This window comes from Streptomyces asiaticus (assembly GCF_018138715.1).
Classification (GTDB): domain Bacteria; phylum Actinomycetota; class Actinomycetes; order Streptomycetales; family Streptomycetaceae; genus Streptomyces; species Streptomyces asiaticus.
Genome location: NZ_JAGSHX010000006.1, coordinates 1,468,216 through 1,494,051 on the forward strand (window position 1 = coordinate 1,468,216; position 25,836 = coordinate 1,494,051).

The 25,836-nt window shown below is 71.7% G+C and carries 21 protein-coding genes; 6 read left to right on the forward strand and 15 right to left on the reverse strand.

Going from position 1 to position 25,836, the window contains the following annotated elements:
* Positions 1-26: 26 nt before the first annotated feature.
* The 12 genes from KHP12_RS13905 to KHP12_RS13960 all read right to left on the reverse strand — a co-directional run bounded on the left by KHP12_RS13905 (position 27) and on the right by KHP12_RS13960 (position 14,202).
* Positions 27-1,598 carry an acyltransferase domain-containing protein gene (locus KHP12_RS13905; protein WP_210610155.1) on the reverse strand — a complete coding sequence of 524 codons (1,572 nt, stop codon included), beginning with the start codon at positions 1,596-1,598 and terminating at the stop codon, positions 27-29.
* A 369-nt stretch (positions 1,599-1,967) separates the two neighbouring features.
* A complete protein-coding gene (locus KHP12_RS13910; protein ID WP_078559720.1) occupies positions 1,968-3,353 on the reverse strand; it encodes an NAD(P)/FAD-dependent oxidoreductase in 1,386 nt (461 codons plus the stop codon).
* 69 nt (positions 3,354-3,422) lie between these two features.
* Complete coding sequence (locus KHP12_RS13915; protein WP_086884215.1) at positions 3,423-4,886, reverse strand: MFS transporter; 1,464 nt, start codon at positions 4,884-4,886, stop codon at positions 3,423-3,425.
* A gap of 92 nt (positions 4,887-4,978) precedes the next feature.
* Entirely contained in the window at positions 4,979-5,281 is a 303-nt protein-coding gene (locus tag KHP12_RS51000) for a response regulator transcription factor (RefSeq protein ID WP_051573984.1), read from the reverse strand.
* Positions 5,282-5,471: 190 nt separating this feature from the next.
* Positions 5,472-6,245, reverse strand: coding sequence for an IclR family transcriptional regulator (locus tag KHP12_RS13925; RefSeq protein WP_244203164.1), 774 nt, complete (start codon positions 6,243-6,245; stop codon positions 5,472-5,474).
* A gap of 214 nt (positions 6,246-6,459) precedes the next feature.
* Positions 6,460-7,293, reverse strand: coding sequence for an ABC transporter ATP-binding protein (locus KHP12_RS13930; RefSeq protein ID WP_372455193.1), 834 nt, complete (start codon positions 7,291-7,293; stop codon positions 6,460-6,462).
* Positions 7,286-8,221, reverse strand: a complete 936-nt coding sequence (locus KHP12_RS13935) for an ABC transporter permease (RefSeq protein WP_211833004.1) — start codon at positions 8,219-8,221, stop codon at positions 7,286-7,288. The genes KHP12_RS13930 and KHP12_RS13935 overlap by 8 nt, the downstream gene beginning before the upstream one ends.
* Positions 8,222-8,300: 79 nt before the next feature.
* Positions 8,301-9,173 carry a glycosyltransferase family 2 protein gene (locus KHP12_RS13940; RefSeq protein WP_086882568.1) on the reverse strand — a complete coding sequence of 291 codons (873 nt, stop codon included), beginning with the start codon at positions 9,171-9,173 and terminating at the stop codon, positions 8,301-8,303.
* 14 nt (positions 9,174-9,187) lie between these two features.
* Positions 9,188-9,979: a CDP-alcohol phosphatidyltransferase family protein gene (locus KHP12_RS13945; RefSeq protein WP_078559614.1), complete on the reverse strand. Its 792-nt coding sequence runs from the start codon at positions 9,977-9,979 to the stop codon at positions 9,188-9,190.
* Positions 9,945-11,018, reverse strand: a complete 1,074-nt coding sequence (locus tag KHP12_RS13950) for an iron-containing alcohol dehydrogenase family protein (RefSeq protein WP_037962237.1) — start codon at positions 11,016-11,018, stop codon at positions 9,945-9,947. Before KHP12_RS13950 ends, KHP12_RS13945 begins: the two co-directional genes overlap by 35 nt.
* Positions 11,006-11,758 carry a phosphocholine cytidylyltransferase family protein gene (locus KHP12_RS13955; protein ID WP_037962238.1) on the reverse strand — a complete coding sequence of 251 codons (753 nt, stop codon included), beginning with the start codon at positions 11,756-11,758 and terminating at the stop codon, positions 11,006-11,008. The genes KHP12_RS13950 and KHP12_RS13955 overlap by 13 nt, the downstream gene beginning before the upstream one ends.
* Positions 11,755-14,202, reverse strand: coding sequence for a DUF5941 domain-containing protein (locus KHP12_RS13960; protein ID WP_308016774.1), 2,448 nt, complete (start codon positions 14,200-14,202; stop codon positions 11,755-11,757). The genes KHP12_RS13955 and KHP12_RS13960 overlap by 4 nt, the downstream gene beginning before the upstream one ends.
* 348 nt (positions 14,203-14,550) lie before the next feature.
* On the opposite strand from KHP12_RS13960, the gene galE reads away from it, so the two are divergent.
* Together galE and idi are read left to right on the forward strand one after the other, a co-directional pair.
* Positions 14,551-15,537, forward strand: coding sequence for a UDP-glucose 4-epimerase GalE (gene galE / locus KHP12_RS13970; protein WP_086882551.1), 987 nt, complete (start codon positions 14,551-14,553; stop codon positions 15,535-15,537).
* A 278-nt stretch (positions 15,538-15,815) separates the two neighbouring features.
* Entirely contained in the window at positions 15,816-16,418 is a 603-nt protein-coding gene (idi, locus tag KHP12_RS13975) for an isopentenyl-diphosphate Delta-isomerase (protein ID WP_086882553.1), read from the forward strand.
* Here idi and KHP12_RS13980 read toward each other — a convergent pair.
* Positions 16,393-16,899 (reverse strand): ATP-binding protein, encoded by a 507-nt coding sequence (locus tag KHP12_RS13980; RefSeq protein WP_086882554.1) that lies wholly within the window; start codon positions 16,897-16,899, stop codon positions 16,393-16,395. The genes idi and KHP12_RS13980 overlap by 26 nt on opposite strands.
* A 350-nt stretch (positions 16,900-17,249) precedes the next feature.
* On the opposite strand from KHP12_RS13980, the gene KHP12_RS13985 reads away from it, so the two are divergent.
* The 4 genes from KHP12_RS13985 to KHP12_RS14000 all read left to right on the forward strand — a co-directional run bounded on the left by KHP12_RS13985 (position 17,250) and on the right by KHP12_RS14000 (position 22,483).
* Complete coding sequence (locus KHP12_RS13985; RefSeq protein WP_086882555.1) at positions 17,250-18,008, forward strand: enoyl-CoA hydratase/isomerase family protein; 759 nt, start codon at positions 17,250-17,252, stop codon at positions 18,006-18,008.
* Between the two features lie 147 nt (positions 18,009-18,155).
* Positions 18,156-19,019 (forward strand): SCO6745 family protein, encoded by an 864-nt coding sequence (locus KHP12_RS13990; protein WP_086882556.1) that lies wholly within the window; start codon positions 18,156-18,158, stop codon positions 19,017-19,019.
* A 797-nt stretch (positions 19,020-19,816) separates the two neighbouring features.
* A complete protein-coding gene (locus KHP12_RS13995; protein ID WP_020867265.1) occupies positions 19,817-19,957 on the forward strand; it encodes an LPFR motif small protein in 141 nt (46 codons plus the stop codon).
* A 141-nt stretch (positions 19,958-20,098) separates the two neighbouring features.
* Entirely contained in the window at positions 20,099-22,483 is a 2,385-nt protein-coding gene (locus KHP12_RS14000; RefSeq protein WP_086882570.1) for a Tex family protein, read from the forward strand.
* A 77-nt stretch (positions 22,484-22,560) separates the two neighbouring features.
* Here the strand turns inward: KHP12_RS14000 and KHP12_RS14005 are convergent, their stop codons facing one another.
* Entirely contained in the window at positions 22,561-23,604 is a 1,044-nt protein-coding gene (locus KHP12_RS14005) for an oxidoreductase (RefSeq protein WP_086882558.1), read from the reverse strand.
* A 267-nt stretch (positions 23,605-23,871) separates the two neighbouring features.
* Entirely contained in the window at positions 23,872-25,632 is a 1,761-nt protein-coding gene (locus KHP12_RS14010; RefSeq protein WP_244202901.1) for a BCCT family transporter, read from the reverse strand.
* Positions 25,633-25,836 lie beyond the last annotated feature (204 nt).

Sequence of the window (25,836 nt, forward strand, 5' to 3'; positions counted from 1 at the left end):
GACTGCGGCGACGAGGGGTGGGCGCTTCAGCCCGTGGCGGAGGCCGGTGTGTGGGCCCCGTGGTCGTTGAGCTGCTGGAGCACAAAGTCGGTGATCTTGCCCATGGTGTTGTAGGTGGCCAGCCGGAAGCCGGACTCGCGCGGCGGCAGCCCGTAGCGACTGGAGACCCTGGACAGAAGTTCGACCTGCTTGACGGAGTCGACGCCCAGCTCGGCCTCAAGCTGCACCTCGTCCTCGAAGACGTCCTCGGGGTATTCGAGCGCCTCGGCGTAGAGGGTCCGCAGCTCCCCGAAGAGCTGGTCGCGGCCGTACCCCTCGGGCCGCGAACCGGACGCGGGGGCCGCCGGGGCCGCCGGGGTCTCCGGCGCGGGAACGGGAGCGGGAGCGGGAGCAGCCTCGGCGGCGGGCTCAGGCTCGACGGCCGCCGCGGGCTCCGGCCCGGGCTCGGCACCGCCACCCTCGGTCGACTTGCGGAAGGCGTCCAGTTCGGTGCGGACCAGCTCGAGCACCATATGGCCGCGTTCGCTCCAGTACGCCGCGAAGACGTCCGCGGGCACCGAGGGGGCCAGCAGCTCGGCGAGCCCGCCGCGCTCCGGCGCCGCCAGACCGGCCTCGCGCAGCGCGTCGAGGGTGCCGTCGAGCGCGAGCCGCCCGCCGGTCACGGCCAGCGTGGGCAGCGACCGCACCGCGGAGCCGTCGGTCACCTTGGCGACCAGCTTGGAGAGCGCGGCGCGCCCGCCCGCCTCCACGAACACCTCGGCACCGGTCTCCCGCAGGTGCCGTACGGCCGCGGCGAACCGCACCGGCCGGGTGAAGTGCTCGGCCAGCAGCTCGGCGAGGTCGTCGCCCGGCTCGTAGTAGCGCTGGAGGATCGGCGAGTAGACCGGGCGGTTCAGCGGACGCTGGTCCAGCTTCCTCACGTACGCGGCGAACTCGGGGGCGGCGGGGGCGAGCGCCGGGGTGTGGAAGGGGAAGGGGGTGTCGATCTCGATGGCGCCCACGTCCAGCTGCCCGGCGATCGCCACCACGCGGTCCAGGATTCCGGCGGGGCCGCTGACCACGGTCTGCTCGTCGTGGTTCTCGGTGGCGACGGCCAGCAGCGGCTCGTCCACCAGGTCCAGCAGCTTGCGGGTGCGCTCGGCGCTCGCGGCCAGGGCCACCATGCGGCCGTCGACCCCGCCCTGCCGCTCGATCACGGCGACGCGCTGGGCGACGATCCGGACCCCGTCCTCGACCGAGAAGGCCCCGGCCGCCACCAGGGCGGTGATCTCGCCGAGGCTGTGCCCGGCCAGCACGTCCGGGGCGACGCCCTGGGCGGCGAGGATCTCGTAGGCGGCCAGACCTGCGCCGTAGATGGCGACCTGGGAGGCCCAGGGGTCGTTGTCGAGCAGATCGCGCAGATCCGCCTTGCGCTCGCCGAAGAGCACCTCGGAGATGCGGCTGCCGTAGAGCTCCTCGGTCACGGTGTCGAGCCGCTCGAAGACCCGGCCGATCTGGGGGTGGCGCTCCTTGGCGCGGCGGAGCGCCTCGCCGTCGAAGCCGCCCTGTCCGGGGAAGAGGAACGCCGTCGTGACGCCGGGGGACGGATTGCTGGACATGCCGATGCCTCCATGGCTGTGGTGGTGACGGTGGGTGGGGTGCGTCACCCGCGCGGGTGACGCGGCGCTGTGGGCGGCCGAAGGCCGTTGTGAGGTGCGGGCGTGCGGGGTGGGCGTGACGCGAGGGGGCCCGGCTACGGGGCGTCCGGCGGGCTGCTCCCCAACCCGCCCCTTCCCGTTACAGGGGCTTCGCCCCTGGGCCCGGACGCCCTTCGGGCGTGTCCTCAATCTCCCCCAGCTACCGCTGGGAGGTGCCCCCTGGACGGGCTGAAATCAGCCCCTCCGGCGCTTGAGGAGCGGGGTCTGGGGCGGAGCCCCAGTTGAGGGAAGGGGCGCCGCCGCAGGCGTACGCGATCCGTCGGACACCCCCTAAGCCACGCGGGCGACCGGGGAGTCGAGCAGGAAGGTGCCCATGCTCCCGAGGTTGGCGGCGATCAGTCGGTCGGCGAGCCGGGTCGCCGGGGGCAGATGCCGGGGGGCGCCGCGGACGAGCCAGCGCACCATCCGGATCTTCCAGCCCGGTTCGGAGCCCGGCGGGATGTGGTCGAAGAGGGCGTGGATATTGGCCGGGGAGTAGAACTCGGCGGGCGGGACGATGGTGGCGAACATCCCGACCATGCCGCTGCCGTGGTGCGGGCTGCGGGCCATCGCCCGGATGAACTCCAGCTCCTCGCGGTTGTAGTCGGCGATCGCGGCGTGGTCGCGGGTGTACTGGAAGTGGCCGCTCACCAGGGCGTCACGGCGCCGGGCGTAGCCGGCGAGGGCGGGGGCGAGGTCGCGGTCCCCGGCCAGGGCCGGCTCCACGGCCTCCACCAGCAGTTCGGCGCCGCGCAGCGAGTCGGTGATACCGGCGGCGGTGATGGGGTCGCGGGTGTAGCCCGCGTCGCCGACCAGGGCCCAGCCGGGGCCGTGACAGTGGCGCAGGAAGTTGGGGACCGCGCCGGTCATCCACTTGTCGACGCGCCGGGTGTCCCGCAGCCGCGCCGCGAACTCCGGGTCGACCTCCTCGAAGGCGGAGACGACCGTGGCGTCGCGCTCCCCGTCGGCGGACGCCTTGAAGTCCTTGACCGGCAGGGCGAGTCCGACGATGGTCAGGCCGTCGTGGGTGGGCCAGGTGAAGGCGTGCTGATGGCGGTGGCGGTAGGTGCGCACCTTGCCGTCGTGCGGCAGATCGGCCCAGTACGACCAGTGGCTCTTGTTGAGCACCGGATGGGAGTCGTACTTCTCGGCCCCCACCAGCCGGGCGACGGTGGAGTTCGAGCCGTCGGCGCCCACGACCAGCCGGGCGTGCTCGACGATGGGGGTGCGGTCCCCGGTCTCGGCCCGGACGCCGATGACGGTGCCCTGGGCGTCCGTCAGCAGCTCCCGCACGGCGACCTGTTCCCGCAGTTCGGCCCCGGCCTTGACGGCGGCCTCCAGCAGGATCTCGTCCAGCTTGCGGCGCTCCGGGGAGTACGCCTCGGCCACGCCCTCCACGGCGGGCAGCTTGGCCATCAGCTGGACGGGACCGCTCTGCAGACCGTAGGAGTGAATGGGCGGGCAGCCGGTGGCCGCCACCTCGTCCAGCAGCCCCCAGCGCTTCAGCCGGAGAATTCCCGGAGGGTGGACCAGATTGGTGGCGGCCCCCTTACCGCCGGGGAATTTCGCCCGGTCGAGGAGGAGGACCCGGTACCCCGCTCTCGCCAGGAGCATCGCGGTCGATGACCCGCTGATGCGTGCTCCTACCACAATGACGTCGTACATAGCGTCCCCCATACCCAACGGTCACCCGGGATCCGGGGGCCGGTGGATCTTCTTGTTCGCTCTGACTTCGCTCTCTCGAATTTAGTTGCGCGATCGACTCGGCAGGTTTCCCTGATATGAATCCTCGACGGCCCCCGAAGAAATCACCTTCGTTTCGGCCGGCGCGGTGCGGCCGCGCGGTGCCATGAGAATGGCCAGACAGCCGGCGGCGGCGATTCCGGCGCCGATCCAGGCGGCGGGCCGCAGCCCGTCCACGAATTCCTGCGGCGAGCCGTATCCGCCCAGCGTGGTGAATACGGAGGTGAGCACCGCGACGCCGAGTGCGCCGCCGAGCTCCCGGAAGGTGTTGTTGGCGCCCGAGGCGATTCCCTGGTCGCGGGGCGCGACGACGTTCATCGCCATTTCCGCGACGGGCGAGAAGAACAGCCCCAGGCCGATTCCGCCGAGCACCAGACCGGGCACCTGGTCGGCGTAGGCGGTGTCCGCGCTCACCACGGACGCCAGCCAGCCGAGACCCGCGGCTTCGAACAGCAGGCCCGCGGCGACCACCAGACGGTTGCCGAGCCGGGCGGTCAGCAGCGCCGCCAGCGGGGCGACGACGACCGGCATCGCCGTCCACGGCAGCATCTTCACGCCCGCCTCCAGCGGCGAGAAGCCCTGGATGTTCTGCATGAACTGGGTGAGCAGGAAGACCAGTCCGAACATGGCCGCGAACATCAGCAGGCTGGCCGCGTTGACCGCGCTGAACGCCCGGTTGCGGAACAGCCGCATCGGCAGCATCGGTTCGGCCGTGCGCAGCTCCCAGCCGACGAAGAGCGCGAGCACCACCAGGCCGCCGGCCAGGAAGCCGAGCACCCGGCCGCTGGTCCAGCCGTGTTCGGTGGTGGACACCAGCGCGTAGACCACGCCGAACACCCCGAGGCTGACCAGGACCGTGCCCACCGGGTCCAGCGAGGTGTCCGGGCGGGTGGACTCGACCAGCTTCCACAGGCCGAGCACCAGCACCACCACGCCGATCGGCACATTGACCCAGAAGATCCACTCCCAGGAGATCTTCTCCACCACGGCCCCGCCGATCAGCGGGCCGAGCGCGACCGCGAGCCCGCTGAGGGCCCCCCAGACGCCCAGCGCGACACCGCGCCTGCGCTCGGGGACGGCCACCGTCAGCAGGGTCAGCGTCAGCGGCATCACCACGGCCGCCCCGAGCCCCTGTACGGCCCGGGCGGCGATCAGGGCGTCCGCGCTGTCGGACAGCGCCGCGGCGGCGGAGGCCCCGGTGAAGACGACGAGGCCGGCCAGGAACACCCGGCGGCGGCCGAACCGGTCACCGGCGGCCGCGCCGGCCATCAGGAAGACCGAGAAGGTGAGGGTGTAGCCGTTCACCGTCCACTCCAGGTCCTGGAGGCTGGTGCCCAGGTCCTTCTGGATGGCGGGCAGCGCGGTGATGACGACGAGGTTGTCCAAGGCGGCCATGAAGACGGTGAGTCCGGACACCACCAGCGTCCACACGGGGTTCATTCCGCTCGGGCCGGAACGGTCAGTCATGAATACCTTTCCTATGACGGCGCGATTGCTGTGCGACAGGTTGGTTCACGTCGTTATCCGGCCGACGGATAAACGGGCAGACGGCGGCAACGCTAACCGGCCACGCCTCTCCCCGGAACTGTACTTTGGTACAGGTGGCGGTAGCTGAGCGCGACCAGACCGGCCTGTAGTCGCGATTCGACCTGCAGTTTCGCGAGTATTGACGCCACATGCGCCTTCACCGTGCGCTCGGTCACTTGCAGCCGCAGCGCGATACGGCGGTTGGACCAGCCCGCGCCGAGCAGTGCAAACGTCTGGCCCTCCCTGGCTGATAACAGCGGCACACGTTCCAGCTCCCGCGCCCAGTTGGGCACGGGAATATCGGGCACGACGGTGAGACCGCCCCTGTCGGACACGGTGACATTTCCCCCTAGTTAGGCGGCTCTTCGAGCCGCCGATCATGCAAGAATCAGACTTGATTGCCCTCTTGATTATTGCGGCCGCACGCCCGTACGAGTCAAGGATTTCCGACCCTTTCTCGCCTCGCGAGAAAGGGCTGGTGAAGCGCGGGAAATGCGCTTCGCGTTTACTCCTGTTACCGTAAATTTACTTCGTTCTCGAATCGTCGCCATCCGGACCGGCGGGACGGCCCCGCCCCAGGTCGGCCAGCGCGGACGCCGTCCGCTCGACCGCCTCGATGACGGTCACCGGACACCGCGTCATGACCTGCTTGGGCTTCATCACCAGCACCGAGCCCATCACCAGCCCGTCCCAGGTGACCGGCGCCGCGCACTCGTTCCACCCCGCCGCGCACTCCTCGTGCCCCAGGGCGTACCCGCGCGCCCTGATCCGGGCCAGCGAGGCCAGCAGCCGCACATCGTCCTGGTAGGCGCCGGGACCGGCCTCGGTGGGCACCGGCCGGTCCAGCACCTCCGACTGGATGGTCTCCGGCAGATACGCCAGGATGGCCCGCCCCGCGGCCCCCACCCGCAGCGAGTGCTCGACGGTCTGCACCGCGCGCGGCGTCATCCCGAGCTCCGTCAGATCGGAGTCGCCGACGGCCATGTCGACGCACTGCCGGTGCGCGCCGCCGAAGGGCGCCAGCAGATAGAGGAAGGCCAGCCCCCCGGTGGCCCGGCGCAGCGCCTCGAGGAGGGCGTGGGCGGCCTCCGGCGCGGGCGAGTGGGCCAGGGCCTTGAGACCGAGCTGCGGGGCCGCCGAGCCCAGCCGGTAGAGACCCCGGCCCTCGCGGACGAAGATGCCCTGGTGCACCCCGGACTGAAGGATCCGGTAGACGGTCGAGTCGTCCAGATCCGCCGCTCTGGCCAGCGCCCCGGGCCCATGGGCCCGCCCCTCGAGCTGGGTGAAGGCCCGCTGCACGCGGAACACCCTCTCGGCATGACCGCTTCCGCCCACGGCACCGCTACTGGCCACCCCGTCAGCCCCCCGTGCAGATTCCCCCGTCGCCCTGCCCAACGTGCCACGGATGCACACCCATTCCCATCCGGGGCACATGGTCCGCTTGTGGCCAACAAGGCCCCGCCGGGTTGCCCGGCGGGGCCTGATGGTTTATGGGACGACGTTCGCCGAGCGGCTACTTGCCGGTCTCCTTCTCGTACGCCTTGACGACCTCGTCGGTCGGGCCGTCCATCAGCAACTCGCCCTTCTCCAGCCACAGCACCCGGTCACAGGTGTCCCGGATGGACTTGTTGTTGTGGCTGACGAGGAAGACCGTGCCGGCCTCCTGACGGAGCTCCCGGATCCGGGCCTCGGAACGCTTCTGGAACTTCCTGTCACCCGTGGCCAGCGCCTCGTCGATCATCAGCACATCGTGGTCCTTGGCCGCGGCGATGGAGAACCGCAGCCGGGCCGCCATACCCGAGGAGTACGTACGCATCGGCAGGGTGATGAAATCACCCTTCTCATTGATACCCGAGAAGTCCACGATGCCCTGGTAACGCTCCCGGACCTGCTCACGCGACATCCCCATCGCCAGACCGCCCAGGATCACATTCCGCTCACCGGTCAGGTCGTTCATCAGCGCCGCGTTCACCCCCAGCAGCGACGGCTGACCATGGGTGTAGACCTTGCCGCGCTCGGTGGGCAGCAGCCCCGCCACCGCCTTCAGCAGGGTCGACTTCCCCGACCCATTGGACCCGATCAGACCGATCGACTCACCCTTGTACGCCACGAAGGTGACCCCGCGCACCGCGTGCACCTCACGCATGCCCGGCGCATTCTTGCGGCCCAGCAGGCGGCTGAGGGCGGCGGTGGCACTGCCCTTCCCCTTGGGGCCGCCGTTGACCCGGTAGACGATATGGACGTCGTCGGCGATGACGGTGGGCACCCGCGCCGGCGCGGAAGCCGCCCGAGCGGCCTGGTCGGCCCGCTCCGCCTGGGCACCTTTGTCGAGGGTCTGCTCAGCCACGGCCGTACTGCTCCTCTGCCTTCCAGAAGTACACGAATCCCCCGACACCGAAGAGCACCGCCCAGCCCAGGGCCAGCGCCCACACATGCGGCGGCAGGTTGGCCCCGGTGTAGTCGTCGATCAGGGCGTACCGCATCAGGTCCATGTACACCGCCGCCGGATTCCCGAGCATGGCGTCCGAGATCCACTTACTCGCCCCCGCGTGTTCGAGCGTACGGGCCAGCGGGAACATCACGCCGGACGCGTACATCCACGTACGGAGGATGAAGGGCAGCAGCTGAGCGAGGTCCGGGGTCTTGGCCCCCAGCCGGGCCATGATCAGCGAAAGCCCGGTGTTGAAGACGAACTGGAGCGCCAGCGTGGGAACGATCAGCAGCCAGGCGAAGGACGGGAAGTGACCGAAGCCCAGCAACACGACGACCAGCACGATCATCGAGAAGAGCAGCTGCTGGAGCTGCTGGAGCGCGAAGGAGATGGGGAGCGAGGCGCGAGGGAAGTGCAGGGCCCGCACCAGCCCCAGGTTCCCGGAGATCGCCCGAACGCCCGCCATGGCGGACGCCTGGGTGAAGGTGAAGACGAACACACCCGTCACCAGGAACGGAATGTACATGTCGTTCGCCATGCCGCGGCTGCTCTTCAGCAGCATGCCGAAGATGAAGAAGTAGACCGCCGCGTTGAGCAGCGGGGTCGCCACCTGCCACACCTGACCCAGCTTGGCCTGGCTGTACTGGGCGGTGAGCTTGGCCGACGAGAAGGCGATGATGAAGTGGCGCCGGCCCCACATCTGGCGGATGTACTCGCCGAGGCCCACCCGGGCGCCGCTCACCGACAGCTCGTACTTCCGCGCCAGCTCGGCCGGGGACAGTCCCTCGTCGGCTGATGGCGGGCCACTCACGGCTACCGCACCGTCGTGCGTAGTCTCGCTCACAGTTGACACTTTCGTCTTCAGGGTGCGCTGAGCGGGGCCGCGCCCCGGGTCGCGCCCGATGCTCTTCGATACGAGCTTGTCAGATGACAGGAGGTCGGCCCAGTCGGGTCAGGCGCCATACCGTACGCCACTTCATGGGGTGGCGTGGACCACATGGTGTCCTCCAGCCTTCCCGGAACCCCCCGAACCAGGCCCGAAGTGCGGTTTTCGAAGGACGCCTGGCCAGCGTGAGCAGCAGCCAGACGCCCAGATAGACGGGGACGAGCAGCGCAGGAAGGTTACGCCGGGCCAGCCAGACCCGGTTGCGCGCCACCATGCGGTGGTAGACCGCGTGCCTGCTCGGGGCGGTGGTCGGATGGTGCAGCACCATGTCCGACCGGTAATCGATCATCCATCCGGCGTCCAGCGCCCGCCAGGCCAGATCGGTCTCCTCATGGGCGTAGAAGAAGTCGTCCGGCAACCCTCCGACCTGCTGGAACACCGTGGTACGGACCGCGTTGGCACCGCCCAGGAAGGTGGTCACCCGGGAGGACCGCAGGGGGTCGGAGGCGCGCAGCCGGGGCACATGGCGACGCTGGGTGACGCCGGTCTCGGGGTCGGCGATGCGGAACGAGATGATGCCCAGCTTCGGGTCGGCGGCGAACGCCTGGCGGCACAGCTCGGCGGTGTCGGTGCCCGGCAGCAGTCCGTCGTCGTCGAGGAACAGCAGCACGTCGACGTCCGACCCGCCGGGTCCGAACGCCTCGATGCCCACGTTGCGGCCCGCCGGAATGCCCACGTTCTCGGGCAGCTCGATGGTCCGTACGCCCTCGGGGAGCGTGGGCAGCGGCGAGCCGTTGCCCACGACGACCACCTCGACCGGGTCGCCGTCCTGCTTGGCGACCGAGTCGAGGAGCGCGCGCAGCTCCTCGGGGCGATTGCCCATCGTCAGGACGACCGCTCCGAGCTTCATCGTGCCGCTCATGCTCACTTGAGCCTGCTCGACGCGAGGATGGACACGAGGTGAAGCAGGGTTTGCAGCAGGGCGATACCGGCCAGTACGGCAACGCCCAGCCGGGTGAAGAACAGATCGCCGCGCACCTGGTCCACGACCGCCACCACGAGGATGAGCAGCGACGCCTCGACGCCGAGGACCAGCCGGTGGAACTTCAGCGCCGCGGCCGCCCTGCGGGCCAGCGCCACACCGGACGAGCGCGGCTCGGCGGCCGCCTCCTTGACCGGCGGCAGACCGCCCTGGTGCCGGGCGACCCCGACCAGGTCGGTCTCGGCCTTGATCAGGATGGCACCGAGCGCGGCGAGGGTGCCGAGGAACGCCCACAGCCAGTCGATCCGCCCCGAGCCCCACAGGTCGGCGGCGCGCAGACCGAAGCCGACGAGCACCGCGGCGTCGCACAGATAGGCGCCGACCCGGTCCAGATAGACGCCGCCCAGCGAGAACTGCTTCTTCCAGCGGGCTATCTCGCCGTCGACGCAGTCCAGCAGCAGGTAGAGCTGCACCATCAGCACCCCGAGCACGGCGCCCGCGATCCCCGGCACCAGCAGGGCCGGGGCCGCGAGGGCGCCGAAGACGGTCATCAGATACGTCAGCTGGTTGGGCGTGACCCGCGTGTTCACCAGGTGCCGGTCGATGCGCAGCGAGATCTCGCGCATGTAGAGGCGCCCGGCCCAGTGCTCACCGCTCCGCCGGTCCTTCACCCCAGCGGGGTGGACGACCGGGCGGAGTTCAGCCACTGATGGCTTGACTGACTGCTTTGGCATAGTCGGCGTATGCGTCCCTGATCGCGTCGGATGAGAGGTCGAGGTGCTCGAGGATCGTGTAGCGGCCGGGGCGCGTCTTCGGAGCGAACTCCACGACCTGGACGAACTCGTCCGCGGTGAAGCCGATCTCCTCGGGCAGCACGGGCAGCCCGTGCCGGTGCAGCACCTCGGCCATGTGCTCCGACTCCTCGTGCGCCCCGCGCAGACGCATCGCGAAGGCGGCGGCCAGGCCGCACTGCTCGCCGTGGCTGGCGGCGCGCTTGGGGAAGAGCAGGTCGAAGGCGTGGTTGATCTCGTGGCAGGCACCGGAGGCCGGGCGGGAGTCCCCCGCGACCGACATCGAGATGCCGGTGAGCACCAGTCCCTCGGCCAGCACCTGGAGGAAGCCGTCGTCGCCGACCCCGCCGGGGTGGCGCAGCACGGCCTCACCGGCCTGGCGCGCCATCGCGGCCGCGAGGCCGTCGATCTGCTCGCCGGTCTCCCGGTTGGACAGCTCCCAGTCCGCGACCGCGGAGATGTTGGACAGGGCGTCGCCGATACCGGAGCGGACGAAGCGGACCGGCGCCTCGCGGATCACATCGAGGTCGATGACCACGGCGATCGGGTTGGGCACCCCGTACGAGCCGCGGCCCGCGTCGTTGTCGAGGGTCGCGACCGGGGAGCACAGACCGTCGTGCGAGAGGTTGGTGGCGACGGCGACCAGCGGAAGGCCGATGCGCGCCGCGGCGAACTTCGCACAGTCGATGATCTTTCCGCCGCCCAGCCCCACGACCGCGTCGTAGTGCCCCGACTTCATCCGGTCGGCGAGCTTGATCGCGTCATCCAGGGTGCCGCCGTCGACCTCGTACCAGCTCGCGCCCGGCAGCGCCGGCGCCAGCCGCTCGCGCAGCAGGGCGCCGGAGCCACCGCTGATGGCGATGGCCAGCTTGCCGGAGGAGGAGATCCGCTGGTCGGCGAGGACCCCCGCGAGATCGTCCAGGGCGCCCGCGCGGATGTCGACGACGAGCGGCGAGGGGATGAGCCTCGTCAGTACTGGCACGCGATCTCACGGCCCTTCGCCAGATCGTCGTGGTTGTCGATCTCGACCCACTTGATGTCGCCGATGGGTGCCACGTCGACCTTGAAGCCGCGGTTGACCAGCTCCTGGTAGCCGTCCTCGTAGTAGAGGTCGGGGTCGCGCTCGAAGGTGGTCTTCAGCGCGTCCGCGAGCTCCGCGGCGGCCTCGCCCTCGATGAGGGTGACACCGATGTACTCACCGGTCGCCTCGGCCGGGTCCATCAGCTTGGTGATCTTCTGGACGCCCTTGTCGGGGTCGGCGACGACCTTCATCTCCTCGTCGGCGAGCTGCTTGACCGTGTCCAGGGCGAGGATGATCTTCTGGCCGTTGCCGCGCGCGGCCAGCAGGGTCTTCTCGACCGAGACCGGGTGCACGGTGTCGCCGTTGGCGAGGATCACGGAGTGCTGGATCGCGTCACGGGCACACCAGAGGGAGTAGGCGTTGTTCCACTCCTCGGCCTTGTCGTTGTCGATCAGCGTGAGCTTGACGCCGTAACGCTGCTCCAGGGCCTCCTTGCGCTCGTACACGGCCTCCTTGCGGTAGCCGACGACGATGGCGACCTCGGTCAGACCGACCTCCGCGAAGTTGCCGAGGGTCAGGTCGAGGACGGTGGTCTCACCTTCCTTCCCTTCGGGTCCTACGGGCACCAGGGCCTTGGGAAGCGTGTCGGTGTAGGGGCGCAGACGCCGTCCGGCGCCGGCCGCGAGCACGAGGCCGATCATGCGGGTTCTCCTGATTCGTCGTGTACAGCGGGTGCTCCTGAGGACACCCAGAAGCGGATGCTCTCGATGAGCACCGCCAGCGCGAGGACCGCCGCCAAAGCGGTCAACGCGATGGTGAAACCTTGGTTCTGGTGCGGCAGGGCAGCGGCGGCCGTGACCACCACCGTCCGCCCCTCGTGCCCGCCGATCGCCCGCACCAGCCGGTGCGGGGGCGCTCCCGTGCCGCCACGGATGCGGTACACCGTGTCGTAGTGATGGTAGGCGACCGCCGCAACGAGCCCGAAAGCCGCCGGCAACGCGCCGTTCACCTCCGAGCAAGCCGCCAGGATCAGGATGGTGCCGTATTCGGCCGCGCGGAAGAGCGGCGGCACCAGCCAGTCGAGGGGGCCCTGGAGGGGCGCGGCGACGGCGACGCCCGAGAGGACCGCGTAGAGCACGGCGCAGCCGACGGGCACCCAGGAGCCGAAACCTGCGGCCGCGGTGCCGGCCAGGACGGCCGCCGTGCCGAGGGCGGCCGCGAGCGGGGCGAGGTACGAACTCGCCCCGCGGCGGGCGGCCTTGGCGACCAGCTCGGCCAGCGGGCCGGAGTCGGCCAGCTCGGCGAGGGCGCGGGCGGCCCGGTCCGTGCGCTCGGCCCGGCGGGTCAGCGAGCGCAGCACCCGGCCGGCGGTGGTGTAGCAGGCGGCCAGCGCACAGCCGATGAGCAGTGCGTAGAAGGTGATACGGGGGGTGGTGAGCGCCGTCAGCACCGCGATCATCGCCCAGCGCTCGCCGATCGGCAGCACGATCATGCGGCGCACCCAGACCGTCCAGCCGACGCTGTCGAGGCGGCCGGAGAGGGCGGCGGTGGGGCTGGTGTTGCCGGTGGCGTCGTGATTGGCCTCGTTGAAGGCGAAGTCCACGACATGACGGCAGGTCTGGAGCACCATCGCGCCGAGCGCGAGCGCCCAGACGTCGTCGCCGTCGGCGCGGGCGGCGCCGAGCGCAAGGCCCGCGTAGTAGGCGTACTCCTTGGCGCGGTCGAACGTGGCGTCCAGCCAGGCGCCGAGCGTGGAGTACTGGAGCGAGTAGCGGGCCAACTGCCCGTCGGTGCAGTCGAGCACGAACGAGGCGATCAGCAGCACACCGGCCGAGACGAACCCGGGCCGGGTGCCGGTGGCGGCGCAGGCCGCGGCGATGAGCGCGGTGAGGAGGGAGGCGGTGGTGACCTGATTGGGGGTCAACCCGCGCCGGGCGCACCAGCGGGCGATGTAGCGGGAGTACGGGCTGATGCAGAAGGTCGTGAAGAAGCCGTCCCGCGCCTTCACGGCCGACCGCAGCCGCACCCGCTCGTCGTCCACCGCGTCCACGGCGTCCCGCGCCGCGGCCCGCGCGGCGGCGTCCGCGGGCACGGCGGCCACGAGCACCCCGAGCTCGGGCCGGTGCACGGTGACGCCTTCGGCGTCGAGGGCGGCGGCGAGGTCGTCCACGCGGGAGCGGGCGTCGGCGGCGGCGTGCATGGCCGCCACCTCGGCGGGGGCCACGGACCGCGACGGTGCGGCGAGGCCGTCGGCGGCGTGCCCTGCGGCGACCGTCTCACCGGCCCGCGTGGCGGGCCCGGCAGCCACGGCGTCCGCGTGTACGCCCGCGGCGGCGCGGTCCGGCGCGGCCCCGTGCGCGGCCTCGCCGGGCGCGGCGGCAGTGGGCGAGTCGGCGGCGGGCGCGTTGGTGGCGCCCATGGCCGCCACCTCGGCGGGGGACTCGGAGGGGGACCGCGTGGCGGAGCTGTCGGCGGTGTGTGCCGCGGGGCCTGCACGCACGCCTGTGTCGGCGGCGCGCTCCGGCGCGGCCGTCCCGGCGGCATCGGTGCGGGTCGCCCGCCCGGCAGCACCGGCGGTGGTGGGCGAGTCGGCGGCGCCGAGGGCCGTGGCGACTCCGGACGGCCGCGTCCGGCTCCGGCTTCCGGCGTACTCGCCCGACCCGTGTGCCGCGGCGGGCGCGCGCAGCGCGGCGTCCGCGCTCGACGCCGCGGCCGCTCCCGGCGTGCCCGTGTGGCCGTCCCTGGTGTCCGCGCCGGGGCCCGGGGCCGAGCCGACGGGCGGCTGCGCCTCCCCCGCCCGGTCGGGCACGGCGGCGGGCACCGCTGTCGGCGCGGCCTCGCGTTCCAGGCTCTCGGCGGAGCCGAGAGCCTGGGCGGGGGCGGCGGTGGGCGCCCCGCCTCCGTTTCCAGCGGGCCGCGCCGTGGCGGCGGCAGCCGTCACCGCGCGGACCAGGGCCGTACGGGCCTCCGCCTGAACGCTGAGCGCACCGCGCACCGCGGCGGCGGGGAAGCGGGGGTCGGTGAGGGCCAGCCGCAGGGTATGGACATGGCCGACGAAGCGGGGGTCCACGAGGGCCACCCGCTCATGCGCCGGGACGGCGGCGAGCTCCGCCGTGACCCCGGCGGCGTCGGCCGCCGTACGCACGGCGAAGCCCAGCGACCGCAGGTCGTCCTCGAGGGACGAGCCGGCGACCGGCGCACCGGTGAGAATCGCGGTCGACAGACGAACTCACTCCTTGGCAGCTGACATGGTGGCCGCGCCGCTGATGGCACTGGCCTGGGGGCCCTCCGGGCCGTGGGCATCGCACGCCCTGGCCCCGTGGGGTCGGCGGCACGTCCGGCAGAGGCTATCGGATCGATGGAAGCCGCCGTTCACCGCACATTCACCACACGATCGGGGGAACGACCACTTCCGCGCGCCGCCGATCATCATGGTGGATGGCGGCTGTCCTCCACAAACGGCGATCGCCCCGCCATGGATAGGGTGCGGGGCATGACATGGCTGATCACAGGTGGTGCCGGATATATCGGGTCGCATGTCGTGCGGGCCATGGCCGAGGCGGGCGAGTCCGTGGCCGTGCTCGACGACCTGACCAGCGGCGTCCGGGCGCGGCTGCCCGAGGACGTACCGCTGGTGAGCGGCTCCACCCTGGACCGTGGGCTGCTGGACCGCACCTTCGCCGAGCTGGGGGTCACCGGTGTGGTGCATCTCGCGGCGAAGAAGCAGGTCGGGGAGTCCGTGGAGCAGCCGCTCCGCTACTACCGGGAGAATGTGCACGGGCTCACGGTGCTGCTGGAGGCGGCGGTCGCGGCCGGTGTCAGCCGCTTCCTCTTCTCCTCCTCCGCCGCCGTCTACGGCATGCCCGATGTGGAACTCGTCACCGAGGACACCCCGTGCCTGCCGATCAATCCGTATGGAGAGACCAAGCTGGCCGGAGAGTGGCTGGTCAGAGCGGCGGGCGCGGCCCACTCCCTCTCCACGGCCTGTCTGCGCTACTTCAATGTGGCGGGTGCCACGCGCCCCGATCTGGCCGACACCGGAGTGTTCAACATCATCCCGATGATGTTCGAGCGGATCACCGAGGGAGAGCCGCCGCGGATCTTCGGTGATGACTACGACACCCCCGACGGCACCTGTGTCCGCGACTACATCCATGTCGAGGATCTGGCCTCCGCCCATCTGGCCGTGGCCCGTCGGCTGGCGGCGCAGCCGGAGCCGGGCGATCTCACGGTGAACATCGGCACCGGCCGGGGCGTCTCGGTGCGGGAGATGTCCGATCTGATCGGCGAGATCACCGGCCGACCCGAGCTCACCCCCGTGGTGGGGCCCCGCCGGGCGGGCGATCCGGCCCGGGTCGTCGGATCCACCGAACTGATCACCAAGGAGCTGGGCTGGAGCGCCCGGCACGATGTGCGCGCGATGGTGGAGTCGGCCTGGGAGGGCTGGTGCCTGCACCACCCCGAGGCCCGGCGCGGCTGACCGGGCCCCGCCCCGGCGCCGTCGGCCTGGCCGCGAACCTGGTGTCGCCGGCCCTGCTCCGGGGCGGGCGGCGCACCAGCCTGAACGTCCGGGGCGCCTTCCTGGACCGCACGCCCTTCAGGGACGTCTGGGGGAGCACGTCGACGTCGGACACCGCACGTTCCAGCCGGAACCGGGTGGGCATGCTGATCACGAAGCCAAGCTGTGCCACTGACACGGACGTGGGGCACATGTGCGGCAGACTTGGACGTTCACGAGTCGGAACTATGAGGATGGTCATGCCGATCACACCTGCCAACGGCGGCTCCGCCGAGACCGCCGCGCCGAGCGGTTCCGCAGAGCCGATCATGCTCGAGCTGGTCGACGAGGACGGTACGACGATCGGCACCGCGGAGAAGCTCTCCGCACATCTCGCGCCCGGCAAGCTGCACCGGGCGTTTTCGGTCTTCCTCTTCGACGACGAGGGGCGGCTGCTGCTCCAGCGCCGCGCGCTGGGCAAGTACCACTCCCCCGGGGTCTGGTCCAACACCTGCTGCGGCCACCCGTACCCCGGTGAGCCGCCGTTCGTGGCCGCCGCCCGGCGCACCGCCGAGGAGCTGGGCACGGCACCCGCGCTGCTGCGGGAGGCGGGCACGGTCCGCTACAACCACCCGGACCCGGCCTCCGGCCTGGTGGAGCAGGAGTACAACCACCTCTTCGCGGGGCTGGTGCGGGCGACCCCGCGCCCGGACCCCGAGGAGATCGGCGAGATCGCCTTCGTCACCCCCGACGAGCTGGCGAAGCTGCGCGACGAGGGGCCGTTCTCGGCGTGGTTCATGACCGTGCTGGACGCGGCCCGCCCGACGGTCCGTGAGCTCACCGGGACGGCGGCAGGCTGGTAGCCGCGCCGGGCAGCGGAAGGGCGGCCCAGACCACCTTGCCGCCGCTCGCCGTGTGGTCCACGTCGTAGACCCCGCCCGCCTCCTCCGTGATCGCCGTCACCAGCAGCAGTCCCCGCCCACCGGTCCCGCCCTGGTCCGCCATCAGCGCCACGGGCCGGTAGGGATGGTTGTCCTCGACGGCGATCCGGACCCAGTCCCGGCTCAGGGAGACCTCGACGGCGATCTCGGGGGAGAGCAGCGCGGCATGCCGTACCGCGTTGGTGACCAGCTCGGAGACGATCAGAAGCAGACTCTCCACCAGTTCGTCGTTCACCGGCACCCGCTGATGGGCCAGCAGCTCGCGCACCGCGTGCCGGGCCTGTGGCACGGAGGAGTCCAGGGCCGGTGCGGTGAACCGCCAGGTCCCCTCGTAGCCGACCGGGGGCGGCGGCGCGGGCGGGGCGTGTCCCGCTTCGGAGGGGACTCTCCCGACGATCTCCATGTGCGATACCCACCCCTCGCCGCGGCCCGACCTCTCGTATCGAGTGTTGGGAAGCTCTGGTACTGACCCGATGGACTACGCACAACTTGACGCTTATCGAGCGTTTTTGATCGTTGGCGTATGCCAGGGTCACGCGCTCGACTGTTCCTGCTCGCGTGGATTCCGTGCATTGACTCTGTGGATTCCGAGCCTTGACTCAGCCGTGACCGGCTCGAACGGCCGGGCCCGGCCCGGGGGCCGCAGGGGCCGCCGCGCGGCCGGGCACGAGCGGCCCGGACACGAGCGGCCCGGACACGAGCGGCCCGGACACGAGCGGCCCGGATACGAGCGGCCCGGATACGATCCGCCACATGGAGCCCTCCCTGGAGCACGAGGTCGCCGACGGCATAGCGACCGTCGTCATCCGCCACCCCGCCAAGCGCAACGCGATGACCCCCGGGATGTGGCGGGCGCTGCCCCCGCTGCTGACCCGGCTCGCCGCCGACCCCGCCGTACGGGCGCTGGTGCTCACCGGCGACGGCGACACCTTCTGCGCGGGCGCCGACATCGGCTCGCTGAGCGCCACGTACGAGGAGACCACCGGGATCGCGCTGCCCGCCGAGGAGGCGCTGGCCGCCTTCCCCAAGCCGACCCTGGCCGCGGTGCGCGGCTACTGCGTGGGCGGCGGCTGTCAGCTCGCGGCCGCCTGCGATCTGCGGTTCGCCGAGGAGGGCGCCCAGTTCGGGATCACCCCGGCCAAGCTGGGGATCGTCTACGCCCCCGGCTCGACCCGCCGGCTGGTCGAGCTGGTGGGACCGGCCACCGCCAAGTTCCTGCTGTTCTCGGGCGAGCTGATCGACACCGAGCGGGCGCTGCGCACCGGTCTGGTGGACGAGGTGCTGCCGGCGGGCGGACTCGACAAGCGGGTGGCGGAGTTCACGCGGGTGCTGGTCTCCCGGTCGCAGCTCACCCAGGCCGCGGCCAAGGAGTTCGCGGCCGGGCCCGTCGCGCCGGACAGGGTCGCGTACTGGCAGGAGCAGGTGGGGGACAGCAAGGAGGCCGCCGAGGGCATCGCGGCCTTCTTCGAGCGCCGCCCGCCACGGTTCCGCTGGACCCCGCCGACCGGATGACCACGGCGGGACGCGCCCGGGCCGGGCGGGTTCATGGGATCCGTAAGGGCGTCACGGCGGTCAAGGAGTGGCCGGATCCGGCGGGACCGATCAAGACTGGTGAGACCCGGGCTACCGGGGGTGACTACCAGTCGGTAGCGTGCGCCCATGACCACACTTCCCGAGCTTGCCGCCCGGCGCTGTTACAGCGTCATCAACCCCCTCCACTCCGCCATCTACTTCTCCCCCGACTTCGGCGAGGAACTCGCCGAGCTGGGGCTGAAGGACGGCGCGGCCGCGTACTTCGTCGGCCGCGCGGCGCCCCTGGGACGGGTGGGCGCGGGCACCGTCACCGCGACCTTCTTCAACTTCAGCCACGAGCTGGTCGCCCGCCACATCCCGGCCGCATGGGACGTGGTCTCCCCCGAGGTCGCGCTGGAGGCCCGGCTGCGAGCCGCCGACTCGGTGCTGCGGCGGGTGCTGGGCGAGGAGGTCATCGCCTCCAAGGAGCTGGCCGAGGCCGCGGAGCTGGCCCTGCGCGCCACGGAGGCGTGCTCGCGCCTGGCGCGCCCGCTGTACGCCGCCCACGCCGATCTGCCCGTCCCGGACGCCCCGCACCTGGCGCTGTGGCACGCCGCCACGCTGCTGCGCGAACACCGCGGTGACGCCCATCTGATGACCCTGGTCGGCGCCGGGCTCGACGCGGTCGAGGCGCTGGCCTCCCACACCGCGACCGGTCAGGGCATGTCCACCAAGTGGATCCTGCGCACGCGCGGCTACAGCGCCGAGGAGTGGGAGGCGGGCCGCCAGCGGCTGCGCGACCGCGGCCTGCTCACCGCCGACAACGAGCTGACGGAGGCCGGTGAGCGGCTGCGCCGGGACCTGGAGGCCGAGACCGACCGCCTGGACGCGGCACCGTACGAGCACCTCGGCGCCGAGGGCGTGTCCCGGCTCACCGAGCTCGCCACCGCCTTCTCCACAACCGCCCGCGAAAACGGCGCCTTCCCGGCCGACCTCCGCAGCAAGAACTGACGGACGGCCCCCCGGGCCCGCCTGTCGGGACCGCGCCCCTGGATCGCCCGCCCCGGGGCCGCGCCCCTGGAGAGTGTCCGACGGAGCTTGCCGCCTGCGGCGGGCCGTTCCCCTCCCCGCCCCTTCCCGGCACCTGACGATATGCGGCTCCGCCGCGTGGGGGGGCTGCGCCCCAGACCCCGGGGTCCAGGGGCGAAGCCCCTGCCACACGGCGGAGCCGCAGATCGATACTGCGGGAAGGGGCGGGCAGGGGAAAGCATCGATATGCGGCTCCGCCGCGTGGTCCGCCGGGCACCGCGTAGGTCCACGCGTCCCGGGGCCGCCGCCGATGCCCGCCGCGGGACGGCCGGGCCGCGGGTGCGACGCACCTTCACCTCCGGTCAGCCCCACGGGTATGGCGCGCCGCGCGGCCGCTCCGGCCCAGCGGCACCCCCGGCTGAGCGGCCACCGCACCTCAGTCCCGGCGCACCCACAGGGCGGCGGCCCGGCCCCTGCACCGGCCCGACGCGGGAGCCCGCTGTCGGCCCGACGCGGACCCCAGCCGAGGCCGGGCGCCGGGCGCGCCCCAGCCAAGGCCGGGCGTGGGGGCCCCGGTACAGGGCCCCGATCGGCGGCCCCGCCGTGGGTCGCGTTTGGCAGGGGCACATCGGGATACCCGCTTGTCGTGCGCGATCGGCCGTCTGACAACCGGGCGCCCACACCGCGCGCCGCGTACGCCGGCAACAGCCCGTGCGCCGCGTAGCGAACGGCGCCCGGCGGCCACCGCCGAGCCGCCACCGACCGACAGGAGGTATCCCGTGTTCCGTGCCATCGCCGACGTGCTCCGTGCCATCGGTGCCGCCATCGCGACCGTGGTGACGCTTCCCTTCCGCGCTGTGGCCCGCCTTTTCGGCGGTGTCTCCGACGCGGCGAGCGGACCGCGCCGCAGGCGGGTGTGATGACCGTTTCCGGCTGATACCGGTGTCCGCCCGGCCCGTACCCGGGCCTCCCCGGCCCGCCGAAAGCGTCGGCCGCGACCGCTTCGTCAGTGCCACCTGCCACAATGCAGGAGCAGTGCAGACCGAAAGCGGAGCGTGATCGTGACGACGTCCATCGAAGGCAGGATCGCCGAGGAACTCGGCGTACGGGAACGGCAGGTCAAAGCCGCCGTCGAGCTGCTCGACGGCGGCTCTACCGTGCCGTTCATCGCGCGCTACCGCAAGGAAGCGACGGAGATGCTCGACGACGCGCAGCTGCGCTCCCTGGAGGAGCGGCTGCGCTATTTGCGGGAGCTGGAGGAGCGGCGCACCGCGATCCTCGACTCGATCCGCTCCCAGGGCAAGCTGGACGAGGCCCTGGAGGCGCAGATCCTCGCCGCGGACTCCAAGGCCCGGCTGGAGGACATCTACCTCCCCTACAAGCCCAAGCGGCGCACGAAGGCGCAGATCGCCCGCGAGGCCGGGCTCGAGCCGCTCGCCGAAGGGCTGCTGGGCGACCCGACGGTGGAGCCCACGGCCGCCGCGGCGGCCTTCGTGGACGCCGAGAAGGGCGTCGCGGACGCCGCCGCCGCGCTGGAGGGCGCGCGGGCCATCCTCACCGAGCGGTTCAGCGAGGACGCGGACCTCATCGGCGAGCTGCGTGAGCGCATGTGGGAGCGCGGCCGGGTGGCCACCAAGGTGCGCGAGGGCAAGGAGGAGGAGGGCGCCAAGTTCGCCGACTACTTCGACTTCGCCGAGCCGTTCACCGAGCTCCCCTCGCACCGGGTGCTGGCGATGTTCCGCGGTGAGAAGGAGGAGGTCCTCGACCTCACCCTGGAGCCGGAGGAGCCCTCCGAGGAGACCGGCCCCACCTCCTACGAGCGCTCCATCGCCCAGCGCTTCGGCATCGCGGACCGCGGCCGCCCCGCCGACAAGTGGCTGGCCGACACGGTGCGCTGGGCCTGGCGCACCCGCGTCCTGGTCCACCTCGGCATCGATCTGCGGCTGCGGCTGCGCCAGGCCGCCGAGGACGAGGCCGTCCGGGTCTTCGCCGCCAACCTCCGCGATCTGCTGCTCGCCGCCCCGGCCGGGACACGCGCCACGATGGGCCTCGACCCCGGCTTCCGTACGGGCGTGAAGGTGGCCGTGGTCGACGCGACCGGCAAGGTGGCGGCCACGGACACGATCTACCCCCACGTCCCCCGCAACCAGTGGGACGAGGCCCTCGCCAAGCTGGCCGCGCTGGCGCGTGAGCACAAGGTGGAGCTCATCGCGATCGGCAACGGCACGGCGTCCCGCGAGACCGACAAGCTGGCGGGCGACCTGTGCGGCAAGCACCCCGAGCTGAAGCTCACCAAGGTGATGGTCTCGGAGGCCGGCGCCTCCGTGTACTCGGCATCCGCCTTCGCCTCGCAGGAGCTGCCGGAGCTCGATGTCTCGCTGCGCGGCGCCGTCTCCATCGCGCGGCGGCTCCAGGACCCGCTGGCCGAGCTGGTCAAGATCGATCCCAAGTCGATCGGCGTCGGCCAGTACCAGCACGACCTCTCCGAGGTGAAGCTCTCCCGCTCGCTCGACGCGGTCGTCGAGGACTGTGTGAACGGTGTCGGGGTGGACGTCAACACGGCCTCCGCCCCGCTGCTCAGCCGGGTCTCGGGCATCGGCACCGGCCTCGCGGAGAACATCGTCTCCCACCGCGACACCAACGGCCCGTTCCGCAACCGTAAGGCGCTCAAGGACGTGGCCCGGCTCGGCCCCAAGGCGTATGAGCAGTGTGCGGGCTTCCTGCGCATCCGCGGCGGCGACGACCCGTTGGACGGGTCGAGCGTGCACCCCGAGGCGTATCCGGTGGTGCGGCGGATGGCCGCCACGGCGGGCGGCGACGTGACCACCCTCATCGGCAACACCTCGGTGCTGCGCGGTCTGCGGCCGAACGAGTTCGTGGACGACGCCTTCGGTCTGCCGACCGTCACCGACATCCTCAAGGAGTTGGAGAAGCCGGGCCGGGACCCGCGTCCCGCCTTCAAGACGGCGACCTTCAAGGAGGGCGTCGAGAAGATCGGCGACCTGTCGGCCGGGATGATCCTGGAGGGCGTCGTCACGAATGTGGCGGCGTTCGGCGCGTTCGTGGACGTCGGTGTGCACCAGGACGGTCTGGTGCACGTCTCCGCGATGTCCAAGACGTTCGTCAAGGACCCGCGGGACGTGGTCAAGCCCGGTGACATCGTCCGGGTGAAGGTCCTGGACGTCGACATCCCGCGCAAGCGGATCTCGCTGACGCTCCGGCTCGACGACGAGGCGGGCGCCCCGTCCGGCGGCGGCCGTGACCGCAACCGCTCCGACGAGGGCCGCGGCCAGCGCGGCGGGGGCCGTCGCGGAGCGCCCCAGCAGCGCCAGGGCGGCAGCCGTGGCGGCCAGCGTGGTGGCGGCGGCCGCGACGCGGCCCCGGTGAACGGCGCGATGGCCGACGCCCTGCGGAGGGCGGGCCTGCTGGACCCGAAGAAGCGGTAGCCCTCTGAGAACGGTTCCGCCCCTGTTCCGCGCCGCCATGACGGCGAGGCCGCGCGGGGGCGGGCCGACGGCCGCCGTTACCGTTCCACGGGTGTGACCCGGACGGCCTCGTTGGTGCGGGCCACCAGATAGGAGCGGCCGCGCAGCGCGCGGGGGTCCAGGGGAATGTGGTGGGTGCCCGGGTCCAGGACGGCGTCGAAGAGTTCGCGCGCATGGGGCCGGGACAGCCGGTTCAGGCGGTGGGCCGCGAGCGCCACCCGGCACGTGGCCGCGGCCTCGACCACCGCCTCGGCCCCGCCCGCCACCGTCGTCAGCCCGAGGAGGCGGCGGCGGTCGTGAGGGGTGCGGTCCAGGGCCTGTACGACCTGGGCGACGAGCAGGGGGACGATCGGGGCGAGCGCGGTGACGCACACCGCGTCGGAGCGCGCCGCCGCGAAGGCGTCCCGGACCGCGTCACGCTCGTCCTGACCCACCGTCCGGCCGAAGACCACCGCACCGTACTTGCGCAGCTCATCCGCGTGGGCGCCCGCCGCGTCCAGGGTGATCTCGGCGCCGATGCCGATGCGGCGCAGCGCGGCGGCCAGCTTGGCGAGGACGGCGGCGCGCGGCCCGATCAGCAGCGCCCTGGGGCCGTTCGGGATCGCGGGCGCGAGCGCGCCGTCGGCGGTCAGCAGCCCCTTCAGCGCGGTGCGGTACTGCTCGCCGTGGAAGCGGTAAGGGCCGAGGTCGTGGTAGCCGTCGCGCTCGATGTCCGGGGTCCCGCCGGTCTGCCGGACGAAGTCACGCCAGACGACGTCGGGGCCGTCCCGCTCGATGACGGCGGTGACGGCCCCGCATTCCGGACCCTCGCACTCCGGACAGCCGTAGAGGACGAACCGGCTCCCCTCCGGCGCCGGCTCCGTCTCCAGCAGCAGCCTCCGCACCTGTTCGGCGAGGGCGGAGGGCCCGATGTCGGCGGCGAGCGGTGAGACCGCGTCGAGGTCGGCCAGGCGCGCCAGCAGGGGCCTGCCGTCCACCACGAAGTCCAGGAAGTCGCGGTGGGTTTGGTACGCGCCGTCGGCCAGCACACCGCCCGCGCGCATCGCCGGGGCCAGCCCGAAGGTCACGTACTCGGAGGTCATGCCCCAAGTATTCCCGCTTCGAGGTGGTATCAGGGGGTAACCGACGGTGCGCCGCCCGGACCGGTGGGTCCGGGCGGCAGGGCACGGCCGCGCCCGAAAGCGGCGGCCGGTACGCCTCAGCAGGTCGGAGGAAGTCCGCTACGGTTCGGGCAGCGCCCCGAAGGGGCGCGGGGCTGTGTCGATGTGCGGCTCCGCCGCGTGGGCGCGACCAGCCACGATGCGGCCGCAGACGCACGACGGCATTTCGCGGCACTTCCCGCGGAGCGCTTAGCGGGTCTTGGCCGCGGCGGTGTGATCGTCCGGCCCGGCCGCGCCGTCCTGGTTCTCCGACGGGGAATCGGCCGGGGAATCGGCAGCCGACGGGGAGTCGGTGTCGGACGGGGTCACCGGGCCGATGCGGATCTCGAACTCGCCCGCGTACTTCTCATGGCCGGCGATGACCGCCATCTCGACGGCCTCCTCGCCCTTCTCGCCCCGGACGATCAGCGGATCGCGGCGCAGATCCTTCAGCAGGGCCCAGCACAGCCCCACCATCACCAGTGTGAAGGGCGCCGCCACCAGGATCGTCAGGTTCTGCAACCCGGTGAGGGCGTCTCCCCCACCGCCGCCTATCAACAGCATGACGGCCGCCACCGCGCCCGTGACCACGCCCCAGAAGACCACCACGAAGCGGGTCGGCTCGAAGGCGCCCTTCTGCGAGAGCGTGCCCATCACGATGGACGCGGCGTCCGCGCCGGAGACGAAGAAGATGCCGACGAGGATCATCACCAGCACGCTCATCACGCCGGCGATCGGGTACTGCTCCAGCACCCCGAACAGCTGTCCCTCGGGGGTGGATTCCTTCCCCAGCCGCCCCGCGGCCTGAAGCTTCATCGACGAACCGCCGAAGATGGCGAACCAGATCAGGCTCACGGTGCTCGGGACCAGGATCACGCCGCCCACGAACTGCCGGATGGTGCGGCCACGGCTGATCCGGGCGATGAACATGCCCACGAACGGCGTCCAGGAGATCCACCAGGCCCAGTAGAAGACCGTCCAGCTGCTCAGCCAGTCCGCGACCGACTTGCCACCGGTGGCCTCGGTGCGGCCCACCAGCTGCGGCAGATCGCCGATGTACGAGCCGATCGAGGTCGGCAGCAGATCGAGGATGATGATGGTCGGGCCCGCCACGAAGACGAAGACCGCGAGGAAGAGCGCCAGCACCATATTGATGTTGGACAGCCACTGGATGCCCTTGGCGACACCCGAGACGGCGGACGCGATGAAGGCGACGGTAAGGACCGCGATGACGGTGACCAGCAGCCCGGTGCCCACGTCGCTCTTCCAGCCCAGCACCTCGATACCGCTGCCGATCTGCAACGCGCCGAGGCCGAGCGAGGCGGCGGAGCCGAAGAGGGTGGCGAAGATGGCCAGGATGTCGATGACCCGGCCGCCCCAGCCGTTGGCGTTCTTGGAGCCGATCAGGGGCGTGAAGACCGCGCTGATGGTCTGTCGGCGGCCGCGGCGGAAGGTGCTGTACGCGATGGCCAGGCCGACGACCGCGTAGATGGCCCAGGGGTGCAGCGTCCAGTGGAAGAGCGTGGTGGACATCGCGGTCTGCATCTTCTCGGCCGCGGTGCCGGGGTCGGTCCCGGGCGGTGGGGTCATGAAGTGCGACAGCGGCTCGCTCACGCCGTAGAACATCAAACCGATGCCCATGCCCGCGCTGAACATCATCGCGACCCATGAGACGGTGCGGAATTCGGGTTCCTCGCCCTCCCTTCCGAGGGTGATCTTGCCGTAGCGGCTCATGGCCAGCCAGAGGGCGAATATCACGAATCCCGACGCGGCCAGGACGAAGGCCCATCCACCGTTGTGGATCAGCCCGGAGAGCATGCTGTTCGAGACGCTCTCCAGGGTGTCGGTGGCCACGGACCCCCAGACGACGAAGGCCAGCGTGAGCGCGGCGGAGACGCCGAAGACCACGCGGTCCGTCCGGGGAGTCCGATGGGGCCCGGCGTGGTCGGAGCCGGGGAGATCCACGGTCACCGGAGGATCGCCGCCGACGTCCCCCGTGGTTGTACCTGTCTGCGGCACGCAAAAGACCTTTCACTGAGGGTTTATCTGACGGATTTCCGGCTACCCAGGACTCCAGGATGCATGCCACCGGCCGCGGGGCCGGTGTTTTCGTGCGCCGTCAGGGCGTCAGTTCAGCGCCGTCAGGGCGTCAGTTCAGCGCCGTCAGGGCGTCAG

Bases quoted from the DNA above. Each gene is read 5' to 3' on its own strand.
- idi (WP_086882553.1), top strand. From the start codon at position 15,816: ATGCCGATCACACCTGCCAACGGCGGCTCCGCCGAGACCGCCGCGCCG.
- KHP12_RS14005 (WP_086882558.1), bottom strand. From the start codon at position 23,604: ATGACCTCCGAGTACGTGACCTTCGGGCTGGCCCCGGCGATGCGCGCG.
- KHP12_RS13980 (WP_086882554.1), bottom strand. From the start codon at position 16,899: ATGGAGATCGTCGGGAGAGTCCCCTCCGAAGCGGGACACGCCCCGCCC.
- galE (WP_086882551.1), top strand. From the start codon at position 14,551: ATGACATGGCTGATCACAGGTGGTGCCGGATATATCGGGTCGCATGTC.
- KHP12_RS13915 (WP_086884215.1), bottom strand. From the start codon at position 4,886: ATGACTGACCGTTCCGGCCCGAGCGGAATGAACCCCGTGTGGACGCTG.
- KHP12_RS13910 (WP_078559720.1), bottom strand. From the start codon at position 3,353: ATGGGGGACGCTATGTACGACGTCATTGTGGTAGGAGCACGCATCAGC.
- KHP12_RS13985 (WP_086882555.1), top strand. From the start codon at position 17,250: ATGGAGCCCTCCCTGGAGCACGAGGTCGCCGACGGCATAGCGACCGTC.
- KHP12_RS13955 (WP_037962238.1), bottom strand. From the start codon at position 11,758: ATGATCGGCCTCGTGCTCGCGGCCGGCGCCGGACGGCGTCTGCGCCCC.
- KHP12_RS13905 (WP_210610155.1), bottom strand. From the start codon at position 1,598: ATGTCCAGCAATCCGTCCCCCGGCGTCACGACGGCGTTCCTCTTCCCC.
- KHP12_RS13940 (WP_086882568.1), bottom strand. From the start codon at position 9,173: ATGAAGCTCGGAGCGGTCGTCCTGACGATGGGCAATCGCCCCGAGGAG.
- KHP12_RS13945 (WP_078559614.1), bottom strand. From the start codon at position 9,979: ATGCCAAAGCAGTCAGTCAAGCCATCAGTGGCTGAACTCCGCCCGGTC.
- KHP12_RS13990 (WP_086882556.1), top strand. From the start codon at position 18,156: ATGACCACACTTCCCGAGCTTGCCGCCCGGCGCTGTTACAGCGTCATC.